Below are 19,725 nucleotides of genomic sequence, written 5' to 3' on the forward strand. Positions count from 1 at the left end.
TTCAAAAGAAGTATACAAAGAGAGGTAATAAAAAATCTAGAATGGTGCGGAAGGAGAGACTTGAACTCTCACATCTTGCGATACTGGAACCTAAATCCAGCGCGTCTACCAATTCCGCCACTTCCGCATTTTCAGGTAGTAGTTTTGACAAATCAAAACTATATAACTAACTATAGAACATAAATAATAAAAAGTGGCTGGGGTATGAGGATTTGAACCTCAGAATGACGGGATCAAAACCCGCTGCCTTACCGCTTGGCTATACCCCAACTGAATACTTCTATTAATTTAAGTTTTTAACATTGATGGACTTTCGAATAATACAGAGAATAAAAGAAAGTGGCTGGGGTATGAGGATTTGAACCTCAGAATGACGGGATCAAAACCCGCTGCCTTACCGCTTGGCTATACCCCAACAATGTTATTTACTTTCTAATAAGTATCATGATGATAATTATTAGTAGAATGGTACGGGTCAAGAGACTTGAACTCTCACATCTTGCGATACTGGAACCTAAATCCAGCGCGTCTACCAATTCCGCCAAACCCGCATTTATTCTATTACTACTAAGAGTGGAAATGGTGGCTACACCGGGATTTGAACCTGGGACCCCATCATTATGAGTGATGTGCTCTAACCAGCTGAGCTATGTAGCCATTCCATCTTGCCTCTCAGCAAGTGGCGCGTATTATGCAAATCTGATCGCGTTACGTCAACCGTTTTTTATCAATTAAATAAGACTTTTTGTTTGTTTGGCTATTCAATGTGCAATTTGTCGGATATATGTGCAAAAAAGGCAATAAAAGATAAACTTATTAGCTAAAGAATACCAATAAGTTTATTTATAGCCATTAAATTATTTTACTTTATACGCTCACTTGCTACTTTAGCTAAGTGCGCTGAGCTTTTCTTTATTATCTCTAAGTTTTCATTTACGGTTTTTACGGGGAGTTTCCCTATTAAATACTCGCCAACATCTAAGGCATTTGACGTTGCCGCGAATGTAAGTAAGTTTTCTCCGTTACACTGAATGCTATCAAAAATAGATCTAACGGTAATGTTGTGAGATTTTAAATACTTTCGTAAACGCTTTTTGTCATTAATTGAGACATACTCACAAATTCGTAAAGACATGTTTTCATCAAAAGCTAAGCTTTGTGGTGCGTAAGATAATGCCGTAGCAAGTACTAAAGAAGCTATTAGTGTGGTTTTCATATAATTCCTAGGGTGTTGGTTTTATTTTATTGTTTTAGAAAGTTTATCTGGAAAATGAAATTTTGCCAGTTAGTGCAGCAAATGTTTGATAGTTTCAAATATTTCTGTTTCTATTTTAATGTATTTATGAGGTGCATAGTAGCGCTTAAACACTGCTTACAGGGGAAGTACGGATTAAAGCCAAGTTATAGCTGATATAATACCAATTGAAATAAATAATAGATCATTTTAAGGCGGTTTAAATCGTCAATAACTTATTACATTTGGTATAAGTGGAAAGTGTTCTTACCAAAAAAAAGAGAGCCGCAGCTCTCTTTTTCATTATTTAATAGTTAGGTCTTAAGCGTAAATATTAAACATTAAACATTAAACATTAAATCTAAAGTGCACAACGTCACCGTCTTTCACTCGGTACTCTTTACCTTCTAAACGCCACTTTCCTGCTTCTTTTGCACCTGACTCACCATTAAACTCAATAAAGTCATCGTAAGCAACAACTTCTGCGCGAATAAAGCCTTTTTCAAAGTCGGTGTGGATAACTCCAGCTGCTTGCGGTGCTGTAGCATTTTGCTTAACAGTCCATGCACGAACTTCTTTTACACCCGCAGTAAAGTAGGTTTGTAAATGCAATAAACCGTAACCTGAATTAATGACACGATTTAAGCCTGGCTCTTCTAAGCCCATTTCCGCCATAAATTCTTCGCGGTCTTCATCGTCCATTTCAGATAGTTCGCCTTCTATTTCAGCACAAACAGCAACAACAACAGCGTTCTCTTTTTCCGCTATAGCATGAACAACATCTAAATAAGGATTATTTTCAAAGCCATCGTCATTAACATTGGCAATATACATAGTTGGTTTGATAGTTAAAAAGTTTAAATAGGCAACGGCCGCTTTTTCTTCTTTGGTTAACGCCAAAGAGCGCACCATTTCACCATCTTCAACATGTTTAAGGATTTTTTCTAATACGGGAAGTTCGAACTTAGCATCTTTATCTCCGCCTTTTGCTCGTTTGGTTTGGCGTTGAATTGCACGCTCTGCAGTGTCCATATCTGCCAAGGCTAATTCTGTATTGATTACGTCAATATCATCAGCAGGATCAATTTTATTAGCAACATGAATAATATTATCATTTTCGAAACAACGTACTACATGACCTATAGCATCAGTTTCGCGAATATTTGCTAAAAATTTATTACCTAAACCTTCACCTTTCGAGGCTCCAGCAACTAAGCCAGCAATATCAACAAATTCCATAGTCGTTGCTAAAACGCGTTCAGGTTTTACAATGTTCGCTAAGGCATCTAAACGAGGATCCGGCACAGGTACTACACCTGTATTTGGCTCGATTGTACAAAAGGGGAAGTTAGCAGCTTCAATACCCGCTTTAGTTAACGCATTGAAAAGTGTTGATTTACCTACGTTGGGCAAGCCAACAATACCACATTTAAAACCCATGATGTTTACCTATTATGTTGACGCAATAATGTTTATTGCGCTTTAAAAGAATGTAGACGATTTTGTGCTTTTTTCACATCGTCTTTTTGCCAAATTTCAAAACAGCGCGCTGCTTCATCTATTGCTTGGTCTATTAAGTTTTGTTCTATTGCTGGCGCTTTGCCAAGCACATGTCCAGTGACGCGGTCGCGATGACCAGGATGATCAATGCCAATGCGTAACCGGTAAAATTCTTTATTATTTGCTAACGATGAAATAATGTCGCGTAAGCCGTTGTGACCGCCATGACCTCCACCTAGTTTGATTTTACAAACGCCAGGCAGCATATCAAGTTCATCATGTGCAACAAGTATGTTTTCTGCGGGAATACGGAAAAAGTTGGCTAAGGGAGCTACGGCTTTTCCACTACGATTCATAAAGGTGGTAGGGATGAGAAGATGAACTAATTGGCCAGCAATTAATCCTTTACCGTAGAGACCAAAATATTTTTTTTCTGGCTTTAGCGAGATGTTATAACGTGAAGCAAGCTCTTGAACAAACCAATCACCAGCGTTATGACGGGTTTTACTGTATTCGGAACCTGGGTTTCCTAATCCAACTACTAACTGAATCGTCATTTAATCGTTTACTCTGGTTATTCAAATTTCAGCTTGATAAATCAAGCGGCTTGAAAACTAAAAAGCTTAAAGGGTCTGTTATTAAACATGCCCTTTAAGCTTATTTCGGTGAGTAAAGTTAACGATTACTCAGCTGGAGCTTCTGTAGGAGCTTCATCTGCAGCTTCGTCATCTTCACTTACAACTTTATCAGCATTTAATGTAGCTACTGCTTGGTCATGATCTTCGCCTTTAGCTAGCTCATCAGAAGTAACACCTTTTGGTAAAGTGATGTCTGATAAATGTAAAGTTTGACCAATTTCTAAGTTAGCAACATCAATTTCGATGTACTCAGGAATGTCAGCAGGTAAACATGTAATCGCGATTTCATTCATATGGTGAGCCATAGTACCACCAAGTTTCTCTGCTTCTTCTTCATTTAAGAAGTGAATTGGAGCGTTAACTTGTACAGCATTTTTAGCATTGATACGTAAAAAATCTAAGTGCATTACAACTTGCTTGTACGGGTGACGTTGCATATCTTTTAAAAGACACTCAACAGGCTTGCCGTCAACATTGATTGTTAAAACGTGAGAGTAAAATGCTTCTTCTTGTTGTGCACGGAAAACATTTTTATGCTCCAATGTTAAAGAAATAGGCTCTTTGCCTTCACCGTAAATAATTGCTGGAACTTTGTTCGCGTGACGTAGGCGGCGGCTCGCACCTTTCCCTAAATCTGTACGTACTTCAGCGTCCAATGTAAATAAATCTGTCATGGTAATATCCATTATATAAAAATTAAAAGTTGTTACTTTTTGCGACCAAAAGCAACCTGTTACCTTCTTGCTTTTTAATCACTGAATATGAAATCAAGTGCAATTAGCTAAAAAAGGCGCAGCATGATAACACCCCAATGCAGTTATATCCAATATTATGTTGTTTAAAGTTCAGGTATTAATAATTAATTATTGTAGGCATTTAATTGTAAGTTATATTGCAGAGCAAGTGCTTTGTATTCACCATTAACTTTTAAATCTTTAATGCAGGTATCTAACTGGTTTAATAGCTGCTCTGGATCGGGGATGTTTTGAGAAAACTTTGACACGGTAAGGTAATAGTCTTTTTCTGCAATAAATAAATCATGAACCGTAATTTTATTTGTTACATCTAATTGGTTTGCATACCAAAGAATGGTTTCTTTTGAGTTAAGCAATAGTTCAAAACGTTGTGGAGAGGCTAGCATTTGACGAATTAAAGCTTTAAAACTATATCCGGTAGTCACTTCCTGCAAGGTTTTTTTACTATTGATAGCGTTTAAAATTTCAGGCGTATAAGTTAAACCAGAAAGGTGCCCAACGGTATAGTTATCTATGTCACTAAGTTTATTAATGACGATGTTGTTATCTTTTTTAGATGCGAAGGCATAAGTAGTTGAAAATATGGGCTCTTTACCATAGTAAACAAAAGCATTGCGTTCGTTTGTATAAGAGTAAACACTGACATCTATATCACCTGTTTGCATATAAAGATGCGTTCTCATTACTGGCAATGTTTTATATTTAGGTTGGTAAGCGGTATTTTTCATGCACATATTTATAATTTCTTTGCCAAAGCCTAGCTCAGGTAGGATAGGGGTGGAGAAAAAATAAGGCGGCCATTCAAGGTTATTAATATAAACCTCTTTACTGATGGCGAAGCTTGAGTAAAACACAAAAATAGCCATGTAAATAATTAGATTCAATTGTTTTAATAACGACATAATGTACCTTTTTTAAAGCAATACTAAATAAAAGTATTTTGTGTAGCCTTTATTAGTATATAAAGAGATGGTTATTTTTTACAGGTTGAAACTTAGAATAAGTTATTATACCCAATGTAATAAGTTATTGACGATTTAAACCGCCTTAAAATGATCGATTATTTATTTCAATTGGTATTTTATAACGTTTTATTTTGAGGTCATAAAAAAAGCACCCTAAGGTGCTTTACTCAATATTTGATTTTAAGTTTAAAACTTAAGCATCAAACATTGCAGATATTGACTCTTCATTACAAACTCGGCGGATAGCTTCAGACAACATACCACTTAAAGTAAGTTGGCGTACATTGCCAAGTGCTTTGATTTCAGCTGATAATGGAATTGAATCTGTTACAACAACTTCATCAATTACTGAATTTTTTAAGTTTTCAGCAGCATTACCTGAAAGTACCGGGTGAGTTGCATAAGCAAATACACGTTTAGCACCATGTTCTTTCAATGCTTCAGCGGCTTTTGCAAGAGTACCACCGGTATCAATCATATCGTCAACGATGAAACAATCTCGTCCTTTTACATCACCAATAATATGCATGACTTGTGCAACATTGGCTTTAGGACGACGTTTATCTATGATGGCAAGATCAGCATCTTCTAATAACTTAGCAACAGCACGAGCACGCACAACACCACCAATATCAGGAGAAACTACCACAGGGTTTTCGATGTTACGCGCTAACATATCTTCAAGTAAGATTGGTGTACCAAATACGTTATCAACGGGTACATCAAAAAAGCCTTGAATTTGCTCTGCGTGTAAATCAACCGTTAATACACGGTCGACACCTACACTTGATAAAAAGTCGGCCACTACTTTCGCTGTAATTGGTACTCGAGCACTACGAACGCGACGGTCTTGACGTGCATAGCCAAAATAAGGCATAACAGCAGTAATACGGCCAGCAGATGCACGACGAAGCGCATCAATCATCACGATTAATTCCATTAAGTTATCATTGGTAGGAGCGCATGTTGATTGAATAATGAAAACATCGGCACCACGCACGTTTTCAGTAATTTCAACACTTATTTCACCATCACTAAAACTACCAATCTTGGCTTCGCCTAAGGTGATGTATAAGCGATTAGCGATTTGTTTGGCCAGTTCAGGGGTGGCGTTACCCGCAAAAATCTTCATGTCAGGCACTGTCAGTTCCTCAGAAACTTTTGACATTTAAATTACGATACTGAATAAAACGGTATGTTAAATATCAGCAAATTATTTTATTTTTGCCAGTTTTAATGGCATTTATTTTAATTTCATCCGAACTTAATTGTCGTTTACCGCTGCAATTGCAACATGTAAGGGCGATTCATTTAGTCCTTCGGCTACGAATGATTCTATACCAGCAGGTAGTAAAGATTGTACATAGCACGCTTCTTGTTTAGAGCTAAAACGTGAGAAAATACACGCACCAGTTCCTGTCATCTGGGACGGCGCATATTCTATCAACCAAGCCAGTAGTTTGGCAACCTCGGGGTAGTGTTTTATTACCCAAGTTTGGCAATCATTGTGATAATTTTCGATGTTATCATCGCTGTAACGTATAGAGGGCGTATCTCGTGTTAAATCTTTCGAGGTAAAAACACTTTGTGTAGAAATACTACAATTAGGCTTTGATATTAAATACCAATAAGTTTTTGGTGAGGCAGGTGTAAGTTGCTCACCAATACCTTGTGCGAAGGCAGCATAGCCGTGAATAAAAATAGGTACATCGGCGCCAAGGGTTAGGCCAAGTTCAGCAAGTTGTTTAATTGTTAAGTTAGTTTTCCACAATGTGTTTAGAGCAAGTAATACCGTTGCCGCATTAGATGAGCCACCACCTAAGCCGCCACCCATAGGCAATCTTTTCTCTAATTGAATATCTACACCTTGATGGCAACCGGTAAAACTTTGTAATAATCTCGCAGCTTTAATGATTAAGTTGTCGTTATTATCAACGCCAGGGATAGGATTAAGCAGGGTTATTGCGTTATTTTCAGTGATCTTAAAAGCTAAGGTGTCGTGGTAATCGAGAAACTGAAAAACGGTTTCTAATTGATGATAACCATTGTCCATTCTGCCAACAATATGTAGAAATAAATTAAGTTTTGCCGGTGAAGGAAATGTTGTAAATGACGTTGTATTCAAAACTATCTCGCTAAGTTTTCCATGAGTGTATAACAATTTTAATCCGCAAATCGCCTTGGGTTATTGTTAATTGCTTTGCTAATTGAAACTGTTCAATGTGATGATATTTACTGTATTTTACTTGCCATACTTTATTGTTATAACTGCTCGTTAAACTTTCAGGTAGTTGAGTTTTATCGTGATAAACAACTTTATCAGAAGGTAAGTAAGCTAAGCCTTTCAACCAATAGCTCATTGCACGAGTTGGCAGGTTTAAACCGGTTAATGTGTATATTAACTCATCTAAATTTTGTGTCGCATAGCTTTGGCCGTCAACTTCTAAAGTTACGTTGTTATGTTGCTTTTTTAGAGATAAAACTTGAATGCCGAACAATGTTGATAAATTCAGCGACTCTGAGTTTTCAACAGCATTTTTTTGCCAATGCAATGTTGCACTTTGTCGCTTTTGCTCATTTATAAAGGCTATTTTCCCAGCAATGGTCCAACTCTTGAGCGCCGATACTTGTTTATTTCGAGTTTCTATATCCTGATTTTGTTGCTTATCGCTCACGGGAATATCATTAACACTACTACAAGCGCTTAATATGCCGATAAAAAGTAGTATGAGGAGTTGTTTATAATGCATAATTTTCCTGTGCTTATTGAACGGCATTACCTTCCTGTTGAGCTTTGAAACAATAACAAATAACGAAAACATATAACTTACATGCTTTCAATTTAGGCTGAACTTTCGTAAAATTATCGCGATTTTTCATTGCAGATCATAGGTTTTTTTCAAAAACTCACAGATAAACATATTAAATCACGTTGATAAACACATATTTAACCACAATATAGGCGTTTTAAGCGTATAATTAACTGCAATATTATTTAACATTTGTCTTGCTTTTTCCGGTTATTAACCATTTTTGGACTCAATATATTTATATGTCGATAGTTGCAGTAGGTATCAATCATAAAACCGCACCGGTTGCTGTTAGGGAAAAAATTTCATTTAACCCTGATAACCTGAGTTCGGCATTACAGGAACTGATCCACTCAGTAGACTGTAAAGAAGCTGCTATTTTATCAACCTGTAATCGTACTGAGTTATATATTGTTCAAGACGGTGATGTAACCTTAACTCAAGAACGTTTAGTACGCTGGTTAGAGCAACATCATAATGTACCAGCATCAACCATATCTCCCAGTTTATATTGGCATAAAGATCAACATGCAGTTAATCATATGATGCGTGTTGCTTGTGGTTTAGATTCTTTAGTATTAGGTGAACCGCAAATATTAGGACAAATGAAGCAAGCCTATAAACAAGCTAAAGCTGCTGGCTCAATGGCTTTGGTTATGGATAGATTGTTTCAGCGTACTTTTGGTGTTGCAAAACAAGTTAGAACCGATACTGAAATTGGTGCTAGCGCCGTTTCGGTAGCTTTTGCCGCTGTTAACTTAGCCAAACATATTTTTGCGAGTTTAGACAAAACTAGAGTATTGCTGGTAGGCGCTGGTGAAACGATTGAATTAGTTGCTAAACATTTGTATGAAAATAACGTTGGCCATATTACTGTTGCCAATCGGACACTTAGCCGTGCAGAAAATATGGCAAATAAATTTGGTGCTGATGTTATAACGCTTGCACAGATCCCTGAAATGATGGCCAGCGCAGATATCGTTATCAGCTCAACAGCCAGTACCTTACCTATTATCGGTAAAGGTATGGTAGAAAAAGCGTTAACCAAAAGAAAGCATCGACCTATGTTTATGGTAGATTTAGCGGTACCGCGCGATATTGAAGAGCAAGTTTCTGATCTTGAAGATGTGTTTCTTTATACTGTTGATGATTTACAAAATATAATTTCAAAAAATTTAGATAATCGTCGTAAAGAAGCCGTATTGGCTGAAGGCATAGTATCCGATCAATCGGCTAGTTTTATGTCGTGGCTTCGGGGCTTAAATACACAAGATACGGTGATTTCTTATCGTAAACAGTGCTTAGAAAGTCGCGATCAATTATTAGAAAAAGCGCTGCAACAATTATCCGCAGATAAAAATCCTGAAGCGGTTATTGCTGAGCTTGCCACTAAACTAACGAATAAATTTATGCATGCCCCTACGAGTGCTATTCAATCTGCTGCACAAGGTGGTCAATTAGATCGACTTGTTTATTTACGTGATATTTTTGATATTCGCCATCATAAAGAATAGCCATATTGTTTAGCTTTTTTCTGTTTTCTCTCAAAAAAGTAAACTTTCTCTAACAGATAAATAAGTATTTATTTATCCATTTTGTATAAATCACTGCTAATTACTGGCTTAGTCGAATATAATGCGCAGGTAATACCACGTTGATTAATGAGCTGCTCATAGTTAACGGTTAAGATGAAAAACCACAGCGTTATAAAATTTATAAGTATAATAATAACTTACTAATGTTTATATCTTGTATTTATCCATTTTACCTTATAAAAAAGTAGCCCAGTAAATTAATCAAATTGGCACAATTCATCAATTATTGACTATATAAGATCATTTAATGAATAAATCTGTTTACCAAAAACTTGAGATACTTGTCGAACGCTTTGAAGAAGTTCAAGCGTTATTGTCTGATCCTGAAACTATTTCGAATCAAGAAAAGTTCCAAGCCTTATCGAAAGAATTCTCACAATTAGAAGTGGTTACAAAGGCGTTTCATGCCTACCAAGATGCTGAAAATGACTTTGCTACCGCAGAAGAAATGCTGAAAGATGAAGACCCTGATATGCGCGAAATGGCGCAAGAAGAGTATAAAGCAGCGAAGAAAGCGGTAGAAGAAATGACCGGTGAGTTGCAAATCTTGTTATTACCTCGAGATCCTAAAGACGATAACAATTGCTTTGTTGAAATTCGCGCAGGCGCGGGTGGTGATGAAGCGGCTATTTTTGCTGGTGATTTATTTCGTATGTACAGTCGCTACGCTGAAAAGCAAGGCTGGAAAATAGAATTAATGAATTCCAACGAAAGTGAACAAGGCGGCTTTAAAGAGATTGTTGCTAAGGTCAATGGCGTTGGTGTATACGGACAAATGAAATATGAGTCAGGTGGACACCGGGTACAGCGTGTGCCAGAAACTGAATCTCAAGGTCGAGTGCATACATCTGCATGTACTGTCGTTGTGATGCCAGAAATTCCAGAATCACAAGCAATTGAAATTAATAAAGCAGACTTGAAAGTAGACACCTTCCGCGCCTCAGGAGCGGGTGGACAGCATGTTAACAAAACAGACTCTGCTATACGTATTACGCATATTCCAAGTGGTGTGGTTGTTGAATGTCAAGACCAGCGTTCGCAACATAAAAACCGCGCGCAAGCTATGTCTGTATTGCAAGCGCGTTTGCAACAAGCCGAAGATGAAAAACGTCGCAGTGCTGAAGAGTCATCTCGCCGTAATCTAGTCGCTAGTGGTGATCGCTCTGAACGAATTCGTACGTATAACTTCCCGCAAGGGCGCATGAGTGACCACCGTATCAACCTCACGCTTTATCGTTTAAACGAGATCATGGAAGGCAACTTGCATTTAGTGCTTGAGCCTATCATGCAAGAAAGTCAGGCTGATCTATTGGCAGAGCTTGCTGAGCAGAATTAGTGATTAAGTCTGTAGCAACAAAGGGGTTATCGATTGAACTTGTATCGTCGATGACCCTAGCTAATTTAATTGCTTACGGTGAAGAACTTTTGTCGCCTCAATCTGATAGCGCAAAATTAGATACTGAAATTTTAATCTGCTTCGTTATTAATAAAGAGCGTAGTTTTTTATTAACCTGGCCAGAAAAACAATTATCTCAAGAGCAAGCAAAGCACTTTATTGAGTTAATGCTTCGCAGAGTTGCAGGTGAGCCTATTGCTTATATTGTTAACTTGCGCGAGTTTTGGTCTTTACCATTTCAAGTATCTCCTGCTACGTTAATTCCTCGTCCCGATACCGAAGTACTAGTTGAGCAGGTGTTATCTCAACACGTAAACGAAAACTTAACGTGTTTGGATTTAGGCACTGGTACAGGGGCAATTGCATTAGCATTGGCATCAGAGAAGCCGCAATGGATTATTGAGGCGATAGACTTTAATCACGATGCAGTTGAACTTGCTAAACGCAATGCAAAAAACTTAAACTTATCTCATGTAGATATTTATCAAAGTGATTGGTTTAGCTGTGTTTCTGCAGATAAATCTTTTGATATTATTGTTAGCAATCCACCTTATATTGACGCCAATGATCATCACTTAAGCGAAGGTGATGTAAGGTATGAGCCTAAAACTGCGTTAGTGGCAGCAGATAGTGGTTTAGCCGATATTAAGGTAATAGCTAACCAGGCGAGAAAATTTTTAAATGCTGGTGGATTTTTGTATATCGAGCACGGTTTTGAACAAAGCCTTGCAGTAAAGCAAATACTGGCTGATTTTGCTTATAGCGAAATTGAAACAATTAAAGATTATAGTAACAACGACCGCATTACACTTGCTTGTTACTCAGTGTAAATTCTAAATCAATAAGAATAACAATAAACCAAATGGAGTTCATTATGCTTAAACACTTACACATGACCGTAGCTGTGATCAGTATTTTACTGTTTACCTTTCGCTTTGCTTTAACCTTAGTCAATTCGAATAAATTGTCATTGAAATGGCTGAAAATTGCCCCACATATTATCGATACATTACTGCTTGGTCTCGGTATCGCCTTATCAATCAAGTTAGCGATAAACCCAGCCGAACAATTGTGGTTAGCTGAAAAGTTATTAGCCGTTTTTGCTTATATTTTTACAGGCTATTACACCTTGAAATTGGCGCGTAATCGAACCATGCAAATTATTGGCTTTTTAGGCGCGATAGGCTGGGTGATGCTAATTGTACGCATTGCGATAAGTAAGGAAACTGTGTTTCTAGCGGGCTTATAAATATAAAATTTAATAGAGTATGCATGAACGAATTGTTGTTATCAGAAATTAAATCTGAAAAAAATGAATTACTACAAACCTTTCTATTAGTAGAAGCGTTTATTTTTGGTCAAAATACCACGGTTCAATCTGAGTTAGATGAACTTGTTGCTTATTGCCAAGCAGAAACCGATGAAATTAAAGAGCCAGTAGAGCGCGCTGAAGTGCTGATTAATGCCTTGTTTGTTGATCAGTTATTCATTGATAACCAGCAACAAAACTGGCCGGTAATTTCATTTCAAACATCATCAGCATTAACACATAAGCTAATTTCACCGGTATTAAAAGCGGTGCTCATTGCATATGTAGCAAATAGTTGTGACTGTAAGGCCGATATCGTTTTTGTACCAGAAAAAGCCATGTTGAGAATAATATGTGATGATAATTACGCCATTATATTTGACCCCGTAACTGGCGAATCTTTAAATTGGCATGAACTTGATATTCGCATGAGTGAAATTTCAGGTGACCCCTTTGAAGTGACTTTAGATGTGATGAAGCAAGAAAGTTTGGTGCTTGAGCATATTACAAGTTTAAAAGCGGCGTTTATTCGTGAGCAAGCATACAGTAACGCACTAAAGTGTGTTGATATGTTGTTAGCACTGAACCCAGACGATCCTTTTGAACGTCGTGACCGTGGTTATTTATTGCACCAGCTCGACTGTTTTAAAGTTGCATATGATGACTATCAATACTTTGTTGAGCAGTGTCCAAAAGATCCCGCTGCTCAATTGTTAAAGCAACAACTAGATAAAATTTCAATTTCAGATACGATACTGCACTAATAAAAATTTACCGGTTAGAAATACAATATAAAAATAATAACTAAGTAAATTCAGTAAATTAAAAGGATAAGTAATGCAAGATACAGTTTTGGCAAACACGCCATTAATCACTAACGATGCCACGGTGCTCGGAATTTTGGCGTTAATTCTAGGCTTGGTTTTTTATACATCAAACAGTAGCAATGCCGCTTGTCGTTCATTTTATAAATATGTACCCGCATTATTAATGTGTTACTTATTACCATCGTTATTAAATACGTTTGGAATTGTTAGTGCTGAAGTAAGCCAAGTTGACGAAGTAGCGAAATATTTTCTGTTGCCGGCATGTTTAGTGTTGTTAACGCTTAGTATCGACATTAAAGCGATAGCAGGTTTAGGTAGCAAAGCCGTTATTATGTTTTTAACGGGTACTGTCGGCGTTATTATTGGTGGGCCATTAGCCTTATTGATAGTTTCTGCTGTATGGCCTGAGTTAATTGGCGTAACGGGCCCTGACGCTGTTTGGCGTGGAATGGCCGCTTTAGCAGGTAGTTGGATTGGCGGCGGCGCTAATATGCTTGCCATGAAAGAAATTTATGGCGCTGACGGTAATATATTTACCATCATGGTGACTGTTGATATTGTGGTTGCTAACATTTGGATGGCAGCTTTACTTTATATGGCGGCAAACCATAAACGTATTGATGCTAAAAATGGCGCAGACACTTCTAGTATTGACCGATTGATCGAAAAGGTTGAAGCAGAAACGCGCGAAAACTCCAAACAACCTGAGCTGAAAGACTATATGCTTATTCTTGCTGTTGGTTTTGGTGCCGCTGGTTTAGCCCATTTTGCTGCTGATTATTTAGTACCATTTTTTCAAAATAACTATCCAGAACTAAAGAAATTTAGCTTACACAGTAAATTATTTTGGATCATTGTTTTAGTAACAACTATTGGCTTAACGCTTTCGTTTACTAAGGTAAGAAATTTAGAAGCTGTTGGGGCATCAAAAGTTGGCAGCAGCTTTCTTTATGTATTGGTAGCCACTATCGGCTTGCATATGGACATCACTCAAATTGTTGAAGCGCCTAAATATATGGTTATAGGCTTAATTTGGATGGCAGTGCATGTGATCTTATTGTTTGCGGTTGGTAAGTTTATTAAAGCACCGGTATTTTATTTAGCCGTTGGTAGTAAGGCTAATATTGGTGGTGCAGCATCGGCACCGGTTATTGCATCGGCTTTTCATCCTTCACTTGCACCGGTAGGCGTTTTACTCGCAGTTCTGGGCTATGCTTTAGGTACATATATGGCATGGTTATGTGGCCAATTGTTAAGAATTGTTGGTAGCTAATAGCGATTAACTTTAAGACCAATTTGATTAATTAAGTGTTCTACTCTTTCTCTTTGAGAATGAACCGCTAATTAATCAACTTGGCATCACATATTTTGGAAATATTATGACAAAACAATTAATTTCACTTGGCGATATTGAAATCGCAAACGATAAACCTTTTGTACTTTTTGGTGGCATGAATGTGCTTGAGTCACGTGATTTAGCGATGACCATTGCCGAACGTTATGTTGAAGTAACCCAAAAGCTTAATATACCTTACGTTTTCAAGGCTTCGTTTGATAAGGCTAACCGTTCATCGGTTAACTCATACAGAGGTCCAGGTTTAGATGAAGGCTTAAAGATTTTCGAAGAAATAAAATCAACCTTTAATGTACCTATTATTACTGATGTGCATGAAACATATCAGGCTGCACCTGTTGCTGAAGTGGCTGACATTATTCAGTTACCTGCATTTTTAGCGCGTCAAACAGATTTAGTCGTGGCGATGGCAAAAACGGGGGCGATTATTAATGTCAAAAAACCTCAGTTTCTTGCCGCTCACGAAATGCGTCATATCATTAAAAAGTTTGCTGAATCGGGCAATGAAGATATTATTCTTTGTGAGCGCGGTAGCTGTTTTGGTTACAATAACTTAGTTGTTGATATGTTAGCCATGGATGAAATGAAGAACTATGCACCGGTTATTTTCGATGCCACACATGCTTTACAACAACCAGGTGGCAGAGAAGATTCAGCCGATGGGCGACGTGCTCAAGCTGCACAATTAGCACGTAGTGGTATGGCAATTGGCATTGCCGGTTTATTTATTGAATCACACCCAGACCCATTAACCGCGAAATGTGATGGCCCGTGTGCATTACCATTAGATAAGCTTGAACCTTACCTAGCTCAAATGAAAGCTATTGACGATTTAGTGAAGGGTTTTGAACCGCTTATTACCGGGTAAATACACTACAAGTTATTTGTTTTTTAAAGTAAGGTAAGTTATCTGGAATAATAAAAAGGCGCTAATTAGCGCCTTTTTCGTGGGTGTTTTTCAACTTGGTGCTGTCCTACATAATGTCCAAGCTGAATTTAACTCGATATTATTTATCATTACTTGCTTTATCTAAATCATGAAAATCTATTTCTTCAATATTTTTACCTGCATCAGGGTCGTTAAATACCGCTTCGTCAAATTGGTCTTCAGACTTACCAACAACCACAGTTACCATACTATCACCTGTAACATTAACTGCTGTTCGTGTCATATCGAGTAAGCGATCTACACCTATAATTAGAGCAATACCCTCAACAGGTAGTCCTACTTGCTCAAGTACCATGGCCAACATAATTAACCCAACACCAGGTACACCAGCGGTACCAATTGAAGCGAGCGTTGCGGTTAGTATCACCATTAAGTAATCAGTCAGGGTTAAATCTTGACTAAATACCTGGGCTATAAATACTGTAGCCACACCTTGCATAATTGCGGTGCCATCCATGTTAATAGTAGCGCCTAAAGGAACTGTAAATGATGCTATTGAGTTTTTAACCCCCATTTTCTTGGTGGTTGTTTCTAGTGTGATAGGTAAAGTGGCATTACTGCTTGAAGTAGAAAAAGCAAAGATGGCGGTATCACGCATTTTCTTCAAGAAAATTAATGGATTTAAACCGGTTAGTAATTTAAGTAAAACAGGGTAAGTAATAAATGCGTGCAATAACAATGCAAAAACTACGACTAAAAAGTACTCGATTAAGTTGCCAAAAGTGCTCAAAGATACATCGGTAAACAAACCAGCCAATAAACAAAACACGCCATAAGGTGCAATGTTCATTAATATCGTAACTAGGCGCATAACAACAACGCTCATGTCTTCAAATAAAGCAGCAATGCGATCTCCGGCTTTACCTGATAAGGCAATAGCAATACCAAACAATAAAGCAAAAATAATCACCTGTAACATATTGCCTTGTGCAAAAGCAGCGAATGGATTACTTGGGAACATTTGAATTAATACTTGTGCTAGCGAAGGAGCTTCTCGGCTAGTAAACGTTGAACCGGCAACCATATTTACACCTTCTCCAGGGCTAACCAGTAGCGCTAAACTCATGGCGAAGCTAATAGCGATGGCAGTGGTTAACAAATACATGCCAATGGCTTTACCACCAATTCTACCAAGCTTAGTGGTATCTTTAAGGGAGCAGGTGCCACAAATTAAAGAAACAAAAACTAATGGCACCACCAACATTTGTAAGCTGGCAATAAATATTTGACCGATGACCTCAAAAACACCATCTACAAAAAAGCCACGTATTGAAAAATCAAAGAGATATAAAGGGATAACTAGATCTGAACCATCAGGCATTAACCATTGGAAAAACGAACCAAGGAGAATACCTGCAACCATACCGGTAACAATTCTAGTGGTTAAACTTGCTTGCTTTTTTTCAGTCATATTATTTTAATTTTATTGAACGATTCCTTATTATGTTGTTGCTAAGGACATAAATCAAATGATAAAAGCCTCTCAGTAGTTGAATTTAACCGATAATTCGTATTTAGGCTTACTTAACTATTTAATTGACTAAATATTAACTAAGTTAGGTTATTTCTTAAATTTTATTGATGCTTAAATCGCTTTATTTTAATTGAGCTAAAAATGAAAACTGCCTTAATCATCTTATCAGTCTATGCTCACCTTATTTTGATAAAGATATACCGCGAATTAATTAAAATAAAATAGCGTTAAAGTAAGTATCTTGAACTTTAATTTTATGGGTGAAATACAACTGTTTTACTTGCTAAAAAATCATTACCAATGAATATATTATGTTTTTTTAGTTATTCAGTGACCTTTTTATAAAAATTCGGTTAAGATGGAATAAGTTGATAAAAAAATTACCAGGAGATGCTTTTTATGGCGCTACTTCAACGCTTTAGTTTAATTTTACTGTTTGCAACCTTAGTGGGTTGTGGCGGCAGTAGTGGTGGATTCGATGAAACTACCGATGGCAGCGATGGTAGTACACCAGACGCTATAACAATTTCCTTAGCTATTTCAGATACAACAGTTACCGGCGCTGAACCAGCTACTGTTACTGCAACAGTTATGCAAGGAACAACGCCTGTCGTTGGACGTTCGGTAACTTTTGAAACTGGATTAGGTTCATTTTCGCCTACATCAGGTACCGCGTTAACTAACGATAGTGGCATTGCTACAATTACGTTAACTGCTGGTAGTGTCAGAGGTGCGAGTGAAATATCGGCCTCGATATCGTCGGGCGAAAGCTCTACAACACCTTTGGGCTTTACTACCCAAGGTGATGATATAAATGTTGTAGGCGATATTAATATTACTGTGGCTTTAGTTGATGCTGATGGTAATGCAACTAATACAGTAACTTCTTCAAAACCCGCTAAAGCTATCGCCACAATCAATGGTATTAGTGCGCCAGTTATCGTAAGTTTTACTACCACAGTGGGTGAAATCCCAATTGCTTCTGCGCTTACCAATAGTGACGGGGAAGCAACTGTAGACGTTTTTGCTGGAGACAATTTAGGCGCTGGCACCATTGTCGCTTCGATAGTGAGTGGTGAAACAGGTCAAGTTTTATTTGTGGTTGGTTCTTCATCTGTCACCATGGGTAGTGGAACACCATTTGTAGAAGGTGTTGCTGAGGTTAGCTTAGCGCAAGTCTCTGCTGGTGGTACAAGTGTAATATCAGTATCTATTATTGATGACCAAGGTAACTTGTTTACTGAACCGGTAGAAGTTAATTTTTCTTCTGCATGTGCTACGCAATCGCTTGCGACATTAAGTAGCCCTATTACCACGGCAAACGGTGTTGCAACCAGTACTTATTTAGCTACAGGTTGTACAGGTGACGATCCAATTAATGTTACTGCCAATGCAGGCGGTATCAATTTATCAGCCAATGCGACAATTAATGTATTAGCAGCAGATATTGGTAGTATTGAATTTGTCTCAGCTACGCCTGATAATATTGGCATTGTTGGTGCAGGTATCGTGAGCGGCTCTGAGAGCTCAACGGTTATTTTTAAAGTTAAAGATACGGACGGTAATGCTTATAATAACCGTATTGTAAATTTTGCGCTAAATACAGATGTTGGTGGCATTACGTTAAGTCAAGTGCAAGCTACTACTAACGCGCAAGGAACAGTTCAAACAGTTGTTAATTCAGGCTCAGTGCCAACAAGTGTGCGCGTAACTGCTTCAACAGAAACCTTAAGTGGAGAGGTTGTTTTTACTCAGTCGAGTTTACTTGTAGTTTCAACTGGTTTACCTGATCAAGACAGTTTCAGCATTGCACGTGGCGAAGCAAACCCAGAAGCATGGAACACAGATGGTATTGAAGTGCCTGTTACGGTTCGTATGGCTGATGCCTTTAATAACCCAGTACCAGATGGAACAGCAGTTAGCTTTACTACAGAAGGCGGTTCAATTGAAGCATCATGTACAACCGACAACGGCATTTGTAGTGTTATGTGGCGCAGTCAAAGCCCGAGACCTGCAGGTAAAGTATTAACGCAGAGTTTTTGTACCTTAGCTGATGATGCTGATACCAGCATATTTTGTGCGCGCTTGCCGTTAGCAAATAACAAAAACTACTTAGGTCAAGAGTATGGTGGTCGTGCCTCTATATTAGCGACAGCGATTGGCGAAGAATCATTTCCTGATAAAAATGGTAATGGTCGATTTGATGAAAGTGAATACACATTATTTCAAGGTTTAAACGTAAGTGACTTACCTTATGATCTAAAAGAAGCTTTTGTAGATCATAATGAAGATGGTGTATTTAACCCGGCTGAAACTAGTGGTGAATTAGGCGGTGAACTAGAAGAGTTTACTGACTTTAATAATAATGGCGTTTTTGATACTGAGGATGCAGCTTATAACGGTATTCTATGTGGCTTTAACGATGTAACAAACCCAGGTACTGAAACAGCGAATCAATATTGTGCTGATCCTGATGATGAAACAGACCCTACCAAGAAAAGCCAAAAAGTATCAACAAATGTTCGTGGTTCAACCTTTATTATTATGTCGGGTAACTCACCTTATATAACATTAACGGCTACAAATGACGCGATATCAGATACGTCGGCGGACTTTGACTCTACGGATACAACCTTATATATCGCTGGTGAAAGCACAGGTACTGTTAGTATGATTATTGCTGATTTTCATAACCAACCTATGCCTGCCGGTACTATTGTATCTTTCACTGCAAGTGTTGGCTCTGTAGTTGGAACAAGTAGTTTTACTTGGCCAAGTGATGGAAGCAATGGTGGTAGTAGTTTTGGTGTGGCTATAAAAGGCGAAGCTGAACCTAAGAGTGGTATATTGGAAATATCAGTTGAGAGTCCGTTAGGGTTAACAACAACATTGAGCCCAGTTAGTATTGTGATTCAATAA

The 19,725-nt window shown here is 37.8% G+C and carries 17 protein-coding genes and 5 tRNA genes; 8 read left to right on the forward strand and 14 right to left on the reverse strand.

Translation table 11 applies throughout. The annotated features are described in order from the left end of the window. Positions 1-42 precede the first annotated feature (42 nt). The 13 genes from B6A32_RS06665 to lolB all read right to left on the reverse strand — a co-directional run bounded on the left by B6A32_RS06665 (position 43) and on the right by lolB (position 7,842). Positions 43-127 (reverse strand) — tRNA-Leu (locus tag B6A32_RS06665). A 67-nt stretch (positions 128-194) separates the two neighbouring features. Continuing rightward, positions 195-269: transfer RNA gene (locus B6A32_RS06670), tRNA-Gln, on the reverse strand. A 71-nt stretch (positions 270-340) separates the two neighbouring features. Next, positions 341-415: transfer RNA gene (locus B6A32_RS06675), tRNA-Gln, on the reverse strand. A gap of 51 nt (positions 416-466) precedes the next feature. Then, a tRNA-Leu gene (locus tag B6A32_RS06680) sits at positions 467-551 on the reverse strand. Positions 552-580: 29 nt separating this feature from the next. Further along, a tRNA-Met gene (locus tag B6A32_RS06685) sits at positions 581-657 on the reverse strand. Positions 658-862: 205 nt separating this feature from the next. After that, positions 863-1,216, reverse strand: a complete 354-nt coding sequence (locus B6A32_RS06690) for a DUF3718 domain-containing protein (protein WP_085302188.1) — start codon at positions 1,214-1,216, stop codon at positions 863-865. A 366-nt stretch (positions 1,217-1,582) separates the two neighbouring features. Then, positions 1,583-2,674, reverse strand: a complete 1,092-nt coding sequence (ychF, locus tag B6A32_RS06695; RefSeq protein ID WP_085302190.1) for a redox-regulated ATPase YchF — start codon at positions 2,672-2,674, stop codon at positions 1,583-1,585. 32 nt (positions 2,675-2,706) lie between these two features. Beyond that, positions 2,707-3,291, reverse strand: coding sequence for an aminoacyl-tRNA hydrolase (pth, locus tag B6A32_RS06700; RefSeq protein ID WP_085302192.1), 585 nt, complete (start codon positions 3,289-3,291; stop codon positions 2,707-2,709). 125 nt (positions 3,292-3,416) lie between these two features. Then, the gene (locus B6A32_RS06705) at positions 3,417-4,046 is read right to left on the reverse strand and encodes a 50S ribosomal protein L25/general stress protein Ctc (protein ID WP_085302194.1); all 630 of its coding nucleotides are present in this window, start codon (positions 4,044-4,046) and stop codon (positions 3,417-3,419) included. Positions 4,047-4,231: 185 nt separating this feature from the next. Beyond that, positions 4,232-5,029: a substrate-binding periplasmic protein gene (locus B6A32_RS06710; protein WP_085302196.1), complete on the reverse strand. Its 798-nt coding sequence runs from the start codon at positions 5,027-5,029 to the stop codon at positions 4,232-4,234. A gap of 256 nt (positions 5,030-5,285) precedes the next feature. Further along, positions 5,286-6,233, reverse strand: coding sequence for a ribose-phosphate pyrophosphokinase (locus B6A32_RS06715; RefSeq protein WP_085302198.1), 948 nt, complete (start codon positions 6,231-6,233; stop codon positions 5,286-5,288). Positions 6,234-6,356: 123 nt separating this feature from the next. Continuing rightward, positions 6,357-7,217, reverse strand: a complete 861-nt coding sequence (gene ispE / locus B6A32_RS06720) for a 4-(cytidine 5'-diphospho)-2-C-methyl-D-erythritol kinase (protein ID WP_085302200.1) — start codon at positions 7,215-7,217, stop codon at positions 6,357-6,359. Between the two features lie 10 nt (positions 7,218-7,227). Further along, positions 7,228-7,842, reverse strand: a complete 615-nt coding sequence (gene lolB, locus B6A32_RS06725) for a lipoprotein insertase outer membrane protein LolB (protein WP_158088461.1) — start codon at positions 7,840-7,842, stop codon at positions 7,228-7,230. A gap of 302 nt (positions 7,843-8,144) precedes the next feature. Between lolB and hemA the strand changes: the two genes are divergently transcribed. The 7 genes from hemA (at position 8,145) to kdsA (ending at position 15,251) form a co-directional block, all read left to right on the forward strand. Beyond that, entirely contained in the window at positions 8,145-9,416 is a 1,272-nt protein-coding gene (gene hemA, locus B6A32_RS06730; protein WP_085302204.1) for a glutamyl-tRNA reductase, read from the forward strand. Between the two features lie 328 nt (positions 9,417-9,744). Then, a complete protein-coding gene (gene prfA, locus B6A32_RS06735; protein ID WP_085302206.1) occupies positions 9,745-10,833 on the forward strand; it encodes a peptide chain release factor 1 in 1,089 nt (362 codons plus the stop codon). Between the two features lie 50 nt (positions 10,834-10,883). Next, positions 10,884-11,723: a peptide chain release factor N(5)-glutamine methyltransferase gene (gene prmC, locus B6A32_RS06740; RefSeq protein WP_085302385.1), complete on the forward strand. Its 840-nt coding sequence runs from the start codon at positions 10,884-10,886 to the stop codon at positions 11,721-11,723. Between the two features lie 44 nt (positions 11,724-11,767). Continuing rightward, positions 11,768-12,142, forward strand: coding sequence for a SirB2 family protein (locus B6A32_RS06745; RefSeq protein WP_085302208.1), 375 nt, complete (start codon positions 11,768-11,770; stop codon positions 12,140-12,142). Positions 12,143-12,165: 23 nt separating this feature from the next. Further along, on the forward strand, positions 12,166-12,966 hold the full coding sequence (locus B6A32_RS06750; RefSeq protein WP_085302210.1) for a SirB1 family protein: 801 nt from the start codon (positions 12,166-12,168) through the stop codon (positions 12,964-12,966). A gap of 73 nt (positions 12,967-13,039) precedes the next feature. Continuing rightward, entirely contained in the window at positions 13,040-14,302 is a 1,263-nt protein-coding gene (locus tag B6A32_RS06755; protein ID WP_085302212.1) for a DUF819 family protein, read from the forward strand. A 106-nt stretch (positions 14,303-14,408) separates the two neighbouring features. Next, positions 14,409-15,251, forward strand: a complete 843-nt coding sequence (kdsA, locus tag B6A32_RS06760; RefSeq protein ID WP_085302214.1) for a 3-deoxy-8-phosphooctulonate synthase — start codon at positions 14,409-14,411, stop codon at positions 15,249-15,251. A 139-nt stretch (positions 15,252-15,390) separates the two neighbouring features. Here the strand turns inward: kdsA and B6A32_RS06765 are convergent, their stop codons facing one another. After that, entirely contained in the window at positions 15,391-16,743 is a 1,353-nt protein-coding gene (locus B6A32_RS06765; RefSeq protein ID WP_085302216.1) for a dicarboxylate/amino acid:cation symporter, read from the reverse strand. A gap of 462 nt (positions 16,744-17,205) precedes the next feature. Between B6A32_RS06765 and B6A32_RS06770 the strand changes: the two genes are divergently transcribed. Next, positions 17,206-19,725: an Ig-like domain-containing protein gene (locus B6A32_RS06770; protein WP_085302218.1), complete on the forward strand. Its 2,520-nt coding sequence runs from the start codon at positions 17,206-17,208 to the stop codon at positions 19,723-19,725.

This window comes from Colwellia polaris (genome assembly GCF_002104515.1).
Taxonomy (GTDB): Bacteria; Pseudomonadota; Gammaproteobacteria; order Enterobacterales; family Alteromonadaceae; genus Cognaticolwellia; species Cognaticolwellia polaris.